The 13,543-nt window shown below is 69.3% G+C and carries 13 protein-coding genes; 9 read left to right on the top strand and 4 right to left on the bottom strand.

From position 1 onward, the window contains the following. Nucleotides 1–2 precede the first annotated feature (2 nt). A complete protein-coding gene (locus ABT001_RS11005; RefSeq protein ID WP_351275313.1) occupies nucleotides 3–158 on the top strand; it encodes a hypothetical protein in 156 nt (51 codons plus the stop codon). Between the two features lie 15 nt (nucleotides 159–173). Further along, nucleotides 174–464 (top strand): DUF4190 domain-containing protein, encoded by a 291-nt coding sequence (locus ABT001_RS11000; protein ID WP_351275311.1) that lies wholly within the window; start codon nucleotides 174–176, stop codon nucleotides 462–464. 23 nt (nucleotides 465–487) lie between these two features. Here the strand turns inward: ABT001_RS11000 and ABT001_RS10995 are convergent, their stop codons facing one another. Then, nucleotides 488–1,081, bottom strand: a complete 594-nt coding sequence (locus tag ABT001_RS10995) for a TetR/AcrR family transcriptional regulator (RefSeq protein WP_351275309.1) — start codon at nucleotides 1,079–1,081, stop codon at nucleotides 488–490. 147 nt (nucleotides 1,082–1,228) lie between these two features. Here ABT001_RS10995 and ABT001_RS10990 point away from each other — a divergent pair, with 147 nt between their 5' ends. Together ABT001_RS10990 and ABT001_RS10985 are read left to right on the top strand one after the other, a co-directional pair. Next, nucleotides 1,229–3,049 (top strand): serine/threonine-protein kinase, encoded by a 1,821-nt coding sequence (locus ABT001_RS10990; protein ID WP_351275307.1) that lies wholly within the window; start codon nucleotides 1,229–1,231, stop codon nucleotides 3,047–3,049. 132 nt (nucleotides 3,050–3,181) lie between these two features. Then, complete coding sequence (locus ABT001_RS10985; protein ID WP_351275305.1) at nucleotides 3,182–4,351, top strand: cysteine desulfurase family protein; 1,170 nt, start codon at nucleotides 3,182–3,184, stop codon at nucleotides 4,349–4,351. Here ABT001_RS10985 and ABT001_RS10980 read toward each other — a convergent pair. Beyond that, nucleotides 4,344–5,036, bottom strand: coding sequence for an N-acetylmuramoyl-L-alanine amidase (locus ABT001_RS10980; protein ID WP_351275303.1), 693 nt, complete (start codon nucleotides 5,034–5,036; stop codon nucleotides 4,344–4,346). The genes ABT001_RS10985 and ABT001_RS10980 overlap by 8 nt on opposite strands. A 61-nt stretch (nucleotides 5,037–5,097) precedes the next feature. Between ABT001_RS10980 and mnmA the strand changes: the two genes are divergently transcribed. The 5 genes from mnmA (at nucleotide 5,098) to ABT001_RS10955 (ending at nucleotide 12,366) form a co-directional block, all read left to right on the top strand. Next, a complete protein-coding gene (gene mnmA, locus ABT001_RS10975; protein ID WP_351275301.1) occupies nucleotides 5,098–6,228 on the top strand; it encodes a tRNA 2-thiouridine(34) synthase MnmA in 1,131 nt (376 codons plus the stop codon). Nucleotides 6,229–6,340: 112 nt separating this feature from the next. Further along, nucleotides 6,341–7,609 carry an AAA family ATPase gene (locus ABT001_RS10970; protein WP_351275299.1) on the top strand — a complete coding sequence of 423 codons (1,269 nt, stop codon included), beginning with the start codon at nucleotides 6,341–6,343 and terminating at the stop codon, nucleotides 7,607–7,609. Beyond that, nucleotides 7,606–8,439 (top strand): RloB family protein, encoded by an 834-nt coding sequence (locus tag ABT001_RS10965; RefSeq protein WP_351275297.1) that lies wholly within the window; start codon nucleotides 7,606–7,608, stop codon nucleotides 8,437–8,439. The genes ABT001_RS10970 and ABT001_RS10965 overlap by 4 nt, the downstream gene beginning before the upstream one ends. A 107-nt stretch (nucleotides 8,440–8,546) precedes the next feature. After that, nucleotides 8,547–11,147, top strand: a complete 2,601-nt coding sequence (locus tag ABT001_RS10960; protein WP_351275295.1) for a type I restriction-modification system subunit M — start codon at nucleotides 8,547–8,549, stop codon at nucleotides 11,145–11,147. 418 nt (nucleotides 11,148–11,565) lie between these two features. Beyond that, complete coding sequence (locus tag ABT001_RS10955) at nucleotides 11,566–12,366, top strand: restriction endonuclease subunit S (RefSeq protein ID WP_351275293.1); 801 nt, start codon at nucleotides 11,566–11,568, stop codon at nucleotides 12,364–12,366. Here ABT001_RS10955 and ABT001_RS10950 read toward each other — a convergent pair. Both ABT001_RS10950 and ABT001_RS10945 read right to left on the bottom strand, forming a co-directional pair. Then, entirely contained in the window at nucleotides 12,361–12,573 is a 213-nt protein-coding gene (locus ABT001_RS10950; RefSeq protein WP_351275291.1) for a DUF397 domain-containing protein, read from the bottom strand. The genes ABT001_RS10955 and ABT001_RS10950 overlap by 6 nt on opposite strands. 11 nt (nucleotides 12,574–12,584) lie before the next feature. Further along, nucleotides 12,585–13,439, bottom strand: a complete 855-nt coding sequence (locus ABT001_RS10945; RefSeq protein ID WP_351275289.1) for a helix-turn-helix domain-containing protein — start codon at nucleotides 13,437–13,439, stop codon at nucleotides 12,585–12,587. Nucleotides 13,440–13,543: the final 104 nt, after the last annotated feature.

Below are 13,543 nucleotides of genomic sequence, written 5' to 3'. Positions count from 1 at the left end.
ACATGTTCGTCCTCGTCGCCGCCCTGCTCCTGCTGGGGGTCGTCCTCGGAGCGGTCGCGCACCTGCCGCTTCCCGCGACCCTGACCGCCGCGGCCGTGATCGGCCTCTGGCTGGCGGTCTTCGGAGTCCGTGAACGCGTCGCCCGCCGCACCCGCTGACGAAGGAGCCGCACCATGACGCTCACCACCGCCCGCCCCGCACCCGCCGTCCGGCGCGGTGCCTCCACGACCAGGGAGGCCGACGGGCTCGCCGTCGCCTCGTTCGTGCTCGGGCTGCTCGGCCTCCTGGTCATGAACATCCTGCTCGGCCCGGCCGCCATCGTCATGGCGGTCCTGGCCCTCGTCCGCTCCACCGCCCGCCGGGGCCGCGCCCTGCTCGGACTGGCCCTCGGCGTGGCCGACCTGGTCGTCCTCGCCGTGCTGGTCACCGGGAACGGCACCGTCTCCTGGAGCCTCGCCGGCTGACCGCCGCCCCGGGCGCGGTCGCCTCAGGCGCCTACCGATCGCCAGATCCGCTCCGGCAGGAGGCGCGCCGCCTCGTCGAGGTCGACGTCGTCGATGCCCGACAGCGACCGGCGGGCCACGGCGACGACGGGGCCCAGGACGAGGGACTCGATCAGCGGCAGGGGGAGCGCGGCGAGCTCCCCGGAATCCGTGTGGAGCTGGATCCAGAGCGCGACTCCCGAGACCCTGGCCTCCTGGGCGTCGCGGACCTCCCTGCCCCGCGCCATGCCCTTGCGGTCGGCGAGCGGCGAGTGCAGGAGCAGGGCGGGGCCGCGGTGCTCCTGGACGAACGCCAGATAGGCCCGCACGGCGGCGGCGATGCCCGCACGCGCGGTGTCCGCGCCCTGGAGGGCTTTCGCCAGCTCGCCCAGCAGCCGGTCCAGCCAACGATGGCTGAGTGCGCCGATGAGGCCGTCCAGGCTGCCGAAGTGGTGGTACAGGCTGCCCAGGCTGACCCCGCTCTCCTGGATGACGGCGTTGACCGTGAGTCCCTGCTCGCCGGAGGTGACGAACACGCGCAGGGCGGCCTCCAGGAGCAGATCGGACGTGACCTCGCCGCGGCGCTGCTTGGGGCTCATCGACTGACCGTCCCTGTGGTTCGTTGGCGGGGCTCTGCCGCGGGTGAATTTCTGGAGTGAGTTTCTAGAAGGAGCTTCCACTTCCAGTATCCACTGGTCAGACTTCCTCCGGAACGTAAAAGGCGTGAACGGGGAGTCGGTGTGGGCGTGTTGGACCTGACAGGCAGTGGAGCCAGGCCGCTGGAAGCGGATGACCCACGGCAGATCGGCGGCATCCCGCTCGCGGGCCGGCTCGGCTCCGGTGGCATGGGACGCGTGTACCTCGGCGTCCACGAGGACCGGTACGTCGCGGTCAAGCAGGTGCTGCCCTCGATCGCCGGCGAGGACCAGGACTTCGTCCGCCGCTTCGGTCACGAGCTGGACAACCTCGCCCGGCTGCCCGCCGAGGCCACCGCACCCCTGCTGGCCAGCGACCGCGACGCACGGCCCCCGTGGCTGGCGACCGCGTACGTTCCCGGCCTCACCCTGAGCAAGGCCATCGAGCTGCACGGGGGCGCCCTGCCCGCCGACACCCTGTGGCTCCTGCTGCGCGAGGCGGCGGCGGGGCTGGTCCCGGTGCACGAGCTGGGCATGGTGCACCGGGACCTCAAACCGTCCAACGTCATGCTGACGGTCGAGGGCGCCACGGTCATCGACTTCGGTGTGGCCCGGGCCACCGAGCAGAGTCAGCTGACCAGGAGCGGCATGGTGGTCGGCACGCCCGCCTACATGGCTCCTGAACAGGCCACGACGAGACGTGACCTGACCGGCGCCGCCGACGTGTTCGCGCTGGGGTCGGTCATCGCCTACGCGGCCTGCGGAACACCGCCCTTCGGCGAGGAGTCCGGCCCCGCCGTGCTGTACCGCATCGTGCACGAGGAGCCCGATCTGGAGGCGGTGCGGGCACTGGACCCCGCGCTCGCCGACCTCGTCGCGGCCTGTCTCGCCAAGGACGCCGATTCACGTCCCACGGCCTCCGATCTGGTGCGGCAGGCGGAGGGGCACGGGCCGTTCACAGCTCCCCTCTGGCCGGATTCCATCAGCGGGAACCTCGCGGAGAAGGCCGCCTTCGCGGCGCACGTCCAGAAGATCGAGCTGCCGGAGCCCGAATCGATCGAGACGGTGCGCCTCGGCGGGAAGGCCCGGCCGGAGCCCCGGGAACGCCGGCGGCGCACCCGCGTCTTCTTCGCCGTCGTCCCGGTCGTCGTGACGGTGGGCGGAGCGACACTCGCCGTCCAGCTCCTGCCCCACACCTTCGGCCCTGACGACCGCGCCGCCGGACCGACCCTCCCGGTCACCGCCCCGGCCTGGCCCGGGGCCTCCCCTTCGGGTGTGAGCCCGTCCGGATCGGCGTCGCCGGTGAAGTCGCCGAGGGCGGAGGAGAAAGACGAGAGGGCCGAGGGGGCCGAGGGGGGAGACAAGGCGAAGGACGGGACTCCGGCACCAGGCCCAGGAGGCGGTGGCGACGCCGGCGCTTCCCAGGACGGCACGGGCGGCTCCGGTGGCTCCGGTGGCAGCCCCGGCGGAAGCGGCTCCAGCGACTCCGGGGGCTCCGGTGCGTCCGGGGGCTCGAGTGCGTCCGGCGGATCCAGCACGTCCGGCGGCACCGGGTCAGGCGGCTCCACCACGCCCTCCGGGACCCACCGCTATCGCAACGGTGACAACAACAAGTGCCTCGTCACCGTGTACAGCGGCACGGACGACGGAGACTGCGCCGACCCGGGCGCCACCTGGACCGTCCGGGCCCTGTCCGGGGGAAGCTTCGAGCTCGTCAACAAGCAGGGTGGGCGGTGTCTGTCCGCGAACATGCTCGGCCAGGCCGTCTTCGTGGGCGCCTGTGACCAGGCCGCCGCACGCCGCTGGCGCGCGGGATCGGGGGGCAGCATCGTGAGCGTCTCCAACGGCGGCTGTCTCGACCTGGCCTTCGGCGGAGGCATCGCCGCGAGCACCTGCGCGGGGGAGGCGTCGCAACGCTGGACGGCGTTGTGACCGGGGCCTCCCGAGAGCTGTCCCGACGCCGGTCCGCGGTGCCGGACATCCCTGCCCGGGAGCGTCCGCGCGGCCCGTGACGCGATGCGCCCGGCACGCGTCGTTCCCCGGACTCGTAGAATCGTCTCCACCATGGCTTACCTCGACCACGCCGCGACCACGCCGATGCTTCCGGAGGCGATCGCGGCGATGACCTCGCAGCTCGCCGTCACCGGCAACGCGTCCTCCCTGCACGCCGCCGGGCGCCGGGCCCGCCGTACCGTCGAGGAGTCCAGAGAGACCCTCGCCGACGCGCTCGGCGCACGCCCCAGCGAGGTGGTCCTGACCTCCGGCGGCACCGAGGCCGACAACCTCGCCGTGAAGGGCCTCTACTGGGCCCGCCGCGACGCCGACCCCCGGCGGACCAGAGTCCTCGCCAGCCCCGTGGAACACCACGCCGTGCTCGACGCCGTGGACTGGCTCGCCGAGCACGAGGGCGCCACCGTCGAATACCTCCCGGTCGACGCGTACGGGCGGGTGCACCCGGAGGCGCTGCGCGAGGCGCTCGCCCGCGACCCCGACGACGTCGCCCTGGTCACGGTGATGTGGGCCAACAACGAGATCGGCACGATCATGCCGGTACGTGAACTCGTCGAGGTGGCGGGCGAGTTCGGTGTGCCCGTGCACGCCGACGCGGTCCAGGCGTTCGGACAGCTGGAGGTCGGCTTCGCCGCGTCGGGACTGGCCGCCATGACCGTCAGCGCGCACAAGATCGGCGGCCCGTTCGGCATCGGCGCACTGCTGCTCGGCCGTGACCAGACCCCCGTACCCGTCCTGCACGGCGGCGGCCAGGAGCGGCAGGTGCGCTCCGGCACCCTCGACGTACCCGCCGTGGCCTCCTTCGCCGTGGCCGGACGGCACGCCGCCGACGGACGCGAGGTCTACGCCCGCGAGATCGGCGCACTCCGCGACGAACTGGCCGAGGCCGTGCTGAAGGCCGTCCCCGACGCCATCCTCGGCGGCGACCCCGCCCCCGGCGGGCGGCTCCCCGCCAACGCCCACTTCACCTTCCCCGGCTGCGAGGGTGACTCTCTCCTGCTGCTGCTCGACGCCCAGGGCATCGCGTGCTCCACCGGTTCGGCGTGCACCGCGGGCATCGCCCAGCCCAGCCACGTGCTCCTGGCCACCGGCACCGACCCCGCGCTGGCCCGGGGCACCCTGCGCTTCTCGCTCGGCCACACCTCCACCCGGCAGGACGTGGAGGCGGTCGCCCGGGCCATCGGCCCCGCGGTCGACCGGGCCAGGACAGCGGGCCTCAGCTAGCTTGCGTCCCCTTGGTTCCCGCCGCCGACGCGGCGCGCACCAGCTTCATGTAGCGGGGCCAGTCCCAGTGCGGCCCGGGATCGGTGTGGTCCGTGCCGGGCACCTCCACGTGCCCGATGATGTGCTCGCGGTCCACCGGAATCCCGTGTCGCTCGCATATCTCGGCCGTCAGCCGCGCGGACGACTCGTACATCTTCGCCGTGAAGTCCTGCGGGCGGTCGACGAAGCCCTCGTGCTCGATGCCGATGCTGCGCTCGTTGAACGAGCGGTTGCCCGCGTGGTACGCCACGTCGAGCTCGCGGATCATCTGGGTCACCCGGCCGTCCTGCCCGACGATGTAATGCGTCGCCGCCTGGTGCGCCGGGTCCTGGAAGACACGGACCGCGCTGTCGAAGCTGCCCTGCGTGACGTGGACGATCACCCGGTCCACGCCGTAGTCGTCGGGGCGGTCGGCGCGCCGCAGATTCGCCTCGGAGGCCGCGACCCACTTCGCCGGGGCGTAGTCCAGCTCGCCCTCCTTGCGGGGCTTCTCCACGCCCGGCACCCGCCACCAGACGCGCTGGATCTCCTCCGCGGCCAGAGCGGCCGTACCCACGGCAGCCACGCCACCGCCGATGAGTAGTGTGCGTCTGCTGACGCCGCGCGATCCGCTTCCGGATCCACCGGCCTTTTTTCTGGTCCCCATGTCGTCGTCAACGCTTATCCGCGCGCATTCGGTTCCCGGGGCCCCGTACTCTGGATGAGCTATGACTCAGACTTCCCAGCGCCCCCTCCGTGTGCTCGCCGCGATGTCGGGCGGAGTCGACTCCGCCGTCGCCGCCGCCCGGGCCGTCGAGGCAGGCCACGACGTGACCGGTGTGCACCTCGCCCTCTCCGCGAACCCGCAGTCCTTCCGTACGGGCGCGCGTGGCTGTTGCACCATCGAGGACTCCCGGGACGCCCGCCGCGCGGCGGACGTCATCGGCATCCCGTTCTACGTCTGGGACCTGGCGGAACGCTTCCGCGAGGACGTCGTGGACGACTTCGTCGCGGAGTACGAGGCGGGGCGCACCCCCAACCCCTGCCTGCGCTGCAACGAGAAGATCAAGTTCGCCGCGCTGCTCGACAAGGCGCTCGCGCTCGGCTTCGACGCCGTCTGCACGGGCCACTACGCCACCGTCGTACTCGCCGAGGACGGCAGCCGGGAGCTGCACCGCGCCTCGGACATGGCCAAGGACCAGAGCTACGTCCTCGGCGTCCTGGACGAGAAGCAGCTCGCCCACGCGATGTTCCCGCTCGGTGACACCCTGACCACCAAGAACGAGATCCGGGCCGAGGCCGAGCGCCGGGGCCTGGCGGTCGCGAAGAAGCCCGACAGCCACGACATCTGCTTCATCGCGGACGGCGACACCCAGGGCTTCCTGGCCGGCCGCCTCGGCGGCCCGGCGGAGGGCGACATCGTCGACGAGTCCGGCGCGAAGGTCGGCACCCACGAGGGCGCCTTCGGCTTCACCATCGGCCAGCGCAAGGGCCTGCGCATCGGCCACCCGGCCCCGGACGGCAAGCCGCGCTACGTCCTGGACATCTCCCCGGTGAACAACACGGTGACGGTCGGCCCGGTCGAAGCCCTGGACGTCACGGCCCTCACCGCGATCAGGCCCCGCTGGTGCGGCACGGCCCCCTCCGGCCCGGGTACGTACACGGCCCAGCTCCGAGCCCACGGCGGCGAGACCGAGGTCACGGCCGAGCTGACGGACGGCACCCTGTCGGTCACCTTCACCGAGCCGGTCCGAGGCGTGGCCCCGGGCCAGGCGGTCGTGCTCTACGACGGGACACGGGTCGTCGGGTCCGCCACGATCGCTACGACGGTGCGCCGGGAGAGGGCGGCGGCCGGCTGACAGGCCGGGGCTGGCACGGCCGGTGCCGACGTCATAGGCTGCGCATGCGGATCGTCCGCAGGCGGTGTACGTACGACGGGGCCAGCCTCCCCGTCCTGTCGGGAGGCCGAGGGTGCTACTGCGTTTCCGGGTGGCCAATCACCGCTCGATCCGCGACGAGTGCGAGCTGTCGCTGATCGGCTCGGAACCCGGCGTGAGCGGTGGCCGTCCGACGGGACTCCGCCATGCGGAGCAAGAGGTGTCGGCGCTGCCGGTGCTGGGCGTCTTCGGCGCCAATGCTGCAGGCAAGAGCAACATGCTCAGCGCCCTGCGTGACATGCGTGCCGCAGTCCGTACCTCGTTCGCCGACTGGGCGAAGACGCCGGGGGTACCCCGGAAGCCGTTCAAGCTATCCCCTGCTTATGCGGAAGAGACCAGTCTCTACGAGGTGGATCTCACCCTGGGACGCAGCCGCACGCGGTTCACATACGGTTTCGAGCTCTCGGACGAGCGTGTCGAGGCCGAGTGGCTGCACGCCTACCCGCAGGGCAGACGCGAGCTCTGGTTCGACCGGGAGGCAGGGCGCCCCGAAGGAGAAGGCGGAGAGTTCGTCTTCGAGGGCGAGGGCTTCAAGGGCCGCCGCGAGGACCTGGTGGCGCTCACCCGCCCCGACGCTCTGTTCCTGTCCACCGCCGCCACACTGAACGATCCGCAACTCTCCGCGCTGCACCGGTGGTTCCTCGACAATCTGTGGCTCGTGACACCCGGCGCGGACGTCGAGCACCGGACCAGGTGGACGCAGGAGCTCATCGAGCAGAGCGCGAACGAGGCGTACCGCGAACGCATCATCAGCTTGCTAGCTGTCGCCGACCTTGGTGTCACCGGCATGGACATCGACCACGAGTCCGGTGCCGTCAGGTTGAGGCACCGTACAGCGGACGGCACGGAGACCTCGCTGGACTTCCTCACCGAGGAGTCCTTCGGCACGCACGCCTGGTTCGCCTTCCTCGGACCGATGCTCACGGTGCTCGACAAGGGGGCGGTGCTGCTCGTGGACGAGCTGGACTCCAGCCTGCACCCGACGCTGGCGGCAGAGGTCGTACGGATCTTCCAGGACCCGAAGGCCAACCCGCGGAACGCACAGCTGATCTTCACGACGCACGACGCCACCCTGCTGGGCAGCGAGGTGCTGGACCGGCCGCTCGGCCGGGACCAGGTCTGGATCGCGGCCAAGGACCGGTCGGGCGCGACGGAGGTGTATCCGCTGACCGCCGCACACCCGAAGGACGGCGAGAACCTGGAGCGCGGCTATCTGCGCGGCCGGTACGGAGGTGTGCCCCGAGTCAGCGCGGGGGAGATCGCCCGCGAACTGTCCTGGCAGGAGGAGAAGGCAACAGCGTGAGCACCAGGGGTGGGCAGCAGCAGGGACAGCACGACGACCGGGGACAGGTGGACGAGCCGCCCCGGCGGAAGCGTAAGAGCCGCAAGGGTGAGGGGAAGTCTCTCGCGCCGCCCGAGCCGCCGCCTCCCGAGGACACACGAGCGCAACGGGTGCTCTACATCGGTTGCGAGGGTGAGTCGACCGAGCCGGACTACCTGAACTACCTCAACGAACGGTTCGGGGACGGCAAGCTCACCGGCGGACGGCGGTTCAAGATCTGGCCGGTGTACACCAACAACGGGTACACACCGGCCAGGGCGGTCGCCGCTGCCCAGGACCGGGCGGGGGAGGACGAGGCCTGGGCCCTGTTCGACCGGGACGGGCACCACGACATCGCCGACGCGGTGAAGCTCGCGACCGAGCAGGGCACGGAGGTCTGCTTCTCGCACCCCTCGTTCGAACTGTGGCTGCTGCTCCACTTCCAGGACTTCAGCGGCCGGCGCAGCGGGAAGAACAAAGATGTGGTCGAGGCGCTGAGAAAGGCCGACCCGGCATACGCGAAGTTCGATGATAGAGGCAACAAGAGCATCAAGGACAAGCGGCGCACGGCACTGGACGACAAGGAGTCGGGTGCCGTCAGCCGGGCACGGCGCATGGTCAAGCAGTGCGAGCACGACAGGTGCGAGGTCAAGTCCACCCGGAAGGACCGCTACCGGTGGCCCGGCGCTCCCGAGCGCCCCGATCCGCTGATTCCGCAGTCGGGCCACGCCCCTGACTGCCCGGTCCTCGACCGTGATCCGTCCACCGATGTCTGGCGCCTGCTGGTGAGCCTGGAGATCGTGGACGCCTGATCGACGGGTAGCGCCCGTTCAGGCCGATCGTCATCGCTGGACCCTCGTGGCGCCTAAACTTCCGTAGCATCCCGATCCCCCTCACCGTACGTACGAAGGAATGGCGCGTGGCCAGAATCACCCTGCCCGAGCTCGAACGGCACCTGTATTCGGCCGCCGACATCCTGCGCGGACGGATGGACGCCTCCGAGTACCGGGACTACATCTTCGGGATGCTGTTCCTGAAGCGGGCCTCCGACGAGTTCCAGCCGGAGTGGGATCGGGTGTACCGCGAGCACCTGGACCGGACGAAGGACGAGACGAAGGCGCTGAAGCGGGCCAACGACCCGGACTCGTACACCGACGTCTTCTACGTGCCGCCCCGTGCACGCTGGTGGAAGGGGCCCCACCGCGACCTGGAGGACCCGGAGAACCCGGCGCCCGGGATCCAGACCCTCACCAGTCGGGTCGGTGAGCGGCTCGACCAGGCGATGGTCGCGCTCAGCGAGGGCAACGACCGCTTGGCCGGCGTCACCACGCACATCAGCTTCAACGAGATCATCGGCACGAAGCCGCGCTTCACCGACGCCGAACTCTCCCAGCTGGTCCGCCACTTCACGCTCTACCGGCTGCGCAACGAGGACTTCGAGTTCCCCGACATGCTCGGCGCGGCCTACGAGTACCTGCTGGGGGAGTTCGCCGATTCCGCAGGGCAGAAGGGCGGGGAGTTCTATACCCCGCGCGCCGTCGTACGCATGATGGTCCGGCTCGTCGATCCGAAGGCCGGGGAGTCCGTCTACGACCCGTGCGCCGGCTCCGGCGGCATGCTGATCGCCGCCCGTGAGCATGTGGAGGAACACGGCGGCGACCCGAGGCACCTGTCGGTCAACGGTCAGGACAAGAACGGCCCCTCCTGGTCCATGGCCAGCATGAACATGGTGCTGCACGGCATCCGGGAGTTCGACCTCCAGCACGGCGACACCCTCACCGAACCGCTGCACTTCCAGCCCGGCACGAAGCAGCTGCGCCGGTTCACCAAGGTTCTCTCGAACCCGCCGTTCTCCCTGAACTACGACGCCTCCCTGGTCGCGAAGGCGGACAAGGACCACGGGGCGCGGATGAAGCACTGGGCGCCGGAGGGCGGCAAGAAGGCCGACCTCATGTTCGTCCAGCACATGGTGGCCGTGCTGGAGGAGCGGGGAGTGGCGGCGATCGTCATGCCGCACGGGGTGCTGTTCCGTGGTGGCAAGGAGCGCGACATCCGCGAGCAGCTCCTCAGGGACGACTGCATCGAGGCGGTCATCGGCCTCGGCCGGAACCTCTTCTACGGGACGGAGATCCCGGCCGGCGTTCTGGTCCTCCGCCGTCCGCATCGCAAGCGCCCTGACCGCGCGAAGAAGGTCTTGTTCATCAACGCCGACCGGGACTATACGGCGGCGGGCCGGAAGAACGAGCTCCGCCCGGAACATGTCGAGAAGATTGTCACCACGTACCAGCAGTGGCGCCAGATCCCGCAGTACTCGCGGGAGGTCGAGGTAGAGGACCTGCTGGCCGCCGAAGCCAACCTCAACATCCGGCGCTGGGTGGATAACTCGCCGCCCGCCGAACCCCAGGACGTGCGGGCGCACCTGTACGGCGGCGTTCCGGTGACCGAGGTCGCGGACCGGGCCGAGCTGTTCCGTTCGTTCGACGTGGACGCGACGGAGCTGTTCGCCGTACGGGACGGCGACCCGGACTACTACGACTTCCTGCTGGAGGGGCCGGAGGTAACGGTACGGCGGATTCCCCTGTTGGCGGCGGAGAAGGAAGCCGAGCTGGACGAGGTGTACCGCGCGTGGTGGAAGACCCACGCGCCGCTCTTTGCCGGGCTGGCGGCCGACCGTGAACTGATGAAGCTGCGGAGCGGGCTCTTGGACTCGTTCAAGAGGGACATCGGCGCGGTGAGGGTGATCGACGAGTTCGCAACGGCTGGCATCATCGCCGACTGGTGGGCCACCAACCGCTACGACATGGAGGCGCTGGCGGCGGGCGGATTCGAGCGCGTGCTGACCGGCTGGGTCGACTCGGTCGAGGCGATTGTCGAGCCCGTGATCCCCGACGGCGACACCACGACGCGTAGGACGACGATCACAGCGGACGACCGCCGCCGCGCCATGGACCAGCCCGTGGTGCGCGTGCTGATCCCGGAGTTCCTGGACGCGGTGGTGGCGGTGGACACGGTGGTCACTCAGGCCGACGTGGCGTACAAGACGGCGATGGAGAAACTGGCCGAGGCGAAGGGGCCGGAGCCGACGGACGGGGACGAGGGCGCGGAGGAGGCTGCGGAGGGCGCGGACGACGCCGAGCCGGAGGAGGACGCCGCGCCGGTGGCCTCCCCGGAAGAGACCGCAGCGCTGACCCGAGACGTCGCGACCCGCAAGAAGGCCCTGGCAGTGGCCCGGAAGAAGCGGAAAGCGCTGGACGAGGTCTTCCTCCGTCAGTTGCGGGCTGCGCGGGATGTGGTGCTGGCGGAGGAGGGCGGCCCGGAGCGGGTGGTGCTGGAGGTCCTGGACACGGACCTGTCGGGGCGCCTGGACTCGGCTACGGCTGCGCGGAGGCGTGAACTGGTGGCGGCGTTCCGGAACTGGGCGGAGAAGTACGCGGTGTCGCTGACGGACCTGGAGGCGGAGAGCGACGGGGCTGCGGGTGAGCTGGGGTCGTGGCTGAAGGAGCTTGGCTATGCACGCTGACGAACGCTCGAAGAGCCCTCGGATCGTGCCTCTCGGGAGTGTGCTGAAACAACGACCGCAGAATGGATACTCACCGAGTGAAGTGCCGAGGTGGACCAGGCTCCAAGCGCTAGGGCTGGGCTGCCTCGAAGCTCATGGATTCTCACCACGCCAGTTGAAGAATGTTCCGGACACGCCGCTTGCTCGCCGCTCCCAGTTGGAGAGCGGTGACTTGCTGATGAGCCGGGCCAATACGCGCGAGCTCGTTGGACTTGTGGGACGGTTCTCTGACGTCGGTACCCCATGCATTTACCCGGATCTCATGATGCGGTTGCGGCCCGATTCCCGCAGGTGCCTGCCCGAGTATTTGGAATTGGTGCTGAGATCAGAGTCAGTGCGTCGGGCAGTGCGAGGTGGCGCCCGAGGTACCAGCGACAGCATGGTGAAAATCAGCGCCCCGCTCGTGGAGGGGCTTCGCATCCCGCTGCCTGCTATCGAGGAGCAGCGCAGGATCGTCGCCGTGCACGCTGCCTTCGAGCGGCGGATCGGTGCGCTGGAGCAGATCCTCAGCAAGTTGCGAGTAGCGCGGGAGGCGCTTTCCGCTCAAGCTCTGAACCGGAGCCCAGAGGCAGGCTGGCGCATTTCATCCCTGGACGAGGTGGCCACCGTGGCAGCGGGGGTAACTCTGGGGTCTGAGCCTGTCGGCGAAGGAACCGTGAAGCTGCCTTATCTCCGCGTGGCGAACGTCCTCGATGGCCGTATCGACACGGCGGACGTCAAGGCGGTCCGCATCCTTCGCTCGCAGTATGCGCGTTTTGCCCTCAGAGAAGGTGACCTGCTCCTTACCGAGGGAGGGGATCTCGACAAGCTGGGGCGAGGAGCGGTCTGGGAGGGGCAGATCAGTGAGTGTCTGCACCAGAACCATGTTTTCCGGGTGCGATGCGGTGAGCAGATGTTGCCGGACTTTCTCGCCCTGTACACCTCGTCAGTGCAAGGCCGGGCCTACTTCCAAAGTGTTGGCAAGCAGACGACTAATCTCGCTTCGATCAACTCAACGCAGGTGAAGCGAATGCCGGTGCCCGTGCCGTCGATCCTGGAACAGGAGCGCATACTGGCTCCGATCCGTGCGACACGCGACCGCACTCGGGCGATCGCGAAACAGGTCGCGAAACTGCGCAAGGTTCAGTCGGGCACCTGCGAGGACTTGTTGGCCGGCAGGTCGAATGCCTTGCGGCTATGACTGTCCTGAGCTACACGGTCCTGCGTGGCTCGCCTTCATGCTGAGCAGTAGTGCACGCAGAGCATGCTTGTTGGTAGCCAGGAAGGTGTCCGGGCACTCGCTCTCGCGTAGCGCGACGCCACTGCCGTCAGCCAGTGCGGTGACCTCAACGCAGTTGTTGCCGCCACCCCCGCAGAAAGACGAGCGCTGCCAGTCATGTTCGGACACAGTGCGGCCTCTCAGAGTTCGCGAGCGATTGACCGGATGAGATCGCGCGACTCATCAGGAGTGAGGGCGGAACTCTCCATCAGGTGGAGAAGGGAACGATAGTTCGTCAACGGCGTCGGCGCATCGATGAAGTGACCTCCGAACGACGTATCGAGTTGGACCGTGTCGAGCTGGGTAACTGGCCCTTCGGTGTACAAGATCGACTGGCCGGCGCCGTGGAAAGCTCCCGCGTGGAACGGGATGACGAGCAAGGTCACATGTGCCAGTTCGGATACTTCTGCGAGGTAGTCGAGCTGTCGACGGGTGACCTCGCGGCCTCCGAACGCAAGCCGAAGCGCGGCCTCGTGGATGATGCCTAGGTAGGGAGTCGGTCTCTCGCCAGTGACAACGGCCTGGCGGCCCATCCGGTGCGCCACGCGTAGCTCGACCTCCAGCCTCGGTAGCCGAGGCACAGCGAACTCGAAGATGGCCCGGGCGTGATCCTCGATCTGGAAGAGGCCGGGCAGGTGCACTGTCTGGGCTGTTCGGATGCGCGTGGCGAAGTGCTCCATCTCGGAGATGTCCAAGTGGCCGTCCGGAAGCTTGCCCCGGTACTCGTCCCACCAGTGCTTGGCGCGGCGACCACCTGCCATCTCCGCAAGAGCGTCGATCAACGCGGAGTCCCCGCAGCCGTAATGGCAGGCGATCTGGCGCACACGGTCCGCGCTGAGACCGGTGCGTCCCGCCTCGATGTTGGAAATCATGGTGCGGTCGGATCCGAGAAGCGTCGCGGCTCCTTGGATCGATACGCCTGCTTGTTCACGCATGCGGCGGACTTCAGTCGCCAAACGACGCTGACGCCCGGTGGGGGCACTCCGTTGGGCCATGGGTCCTCTCTCGTATGCCCGCACAGTCTTGCAGGGCTTGAGTTCTGTGGTCCAACGCGAAATATGCACTCACTCGTTCGTGGAAATCTACTCACATGTGAGTC

This window comes from Streptomyces sp. NPDC002793, assembly GCF_040295485.1.
Taxonomy (GTDB): Bacteria; Actinomycetota; Actinomycetes; order Streptomycetales; family Streptomycetaceae; genus Streptomyces.
This window is presented reverse-complemented; position numbering and strand designations above follow the sequence as displayed.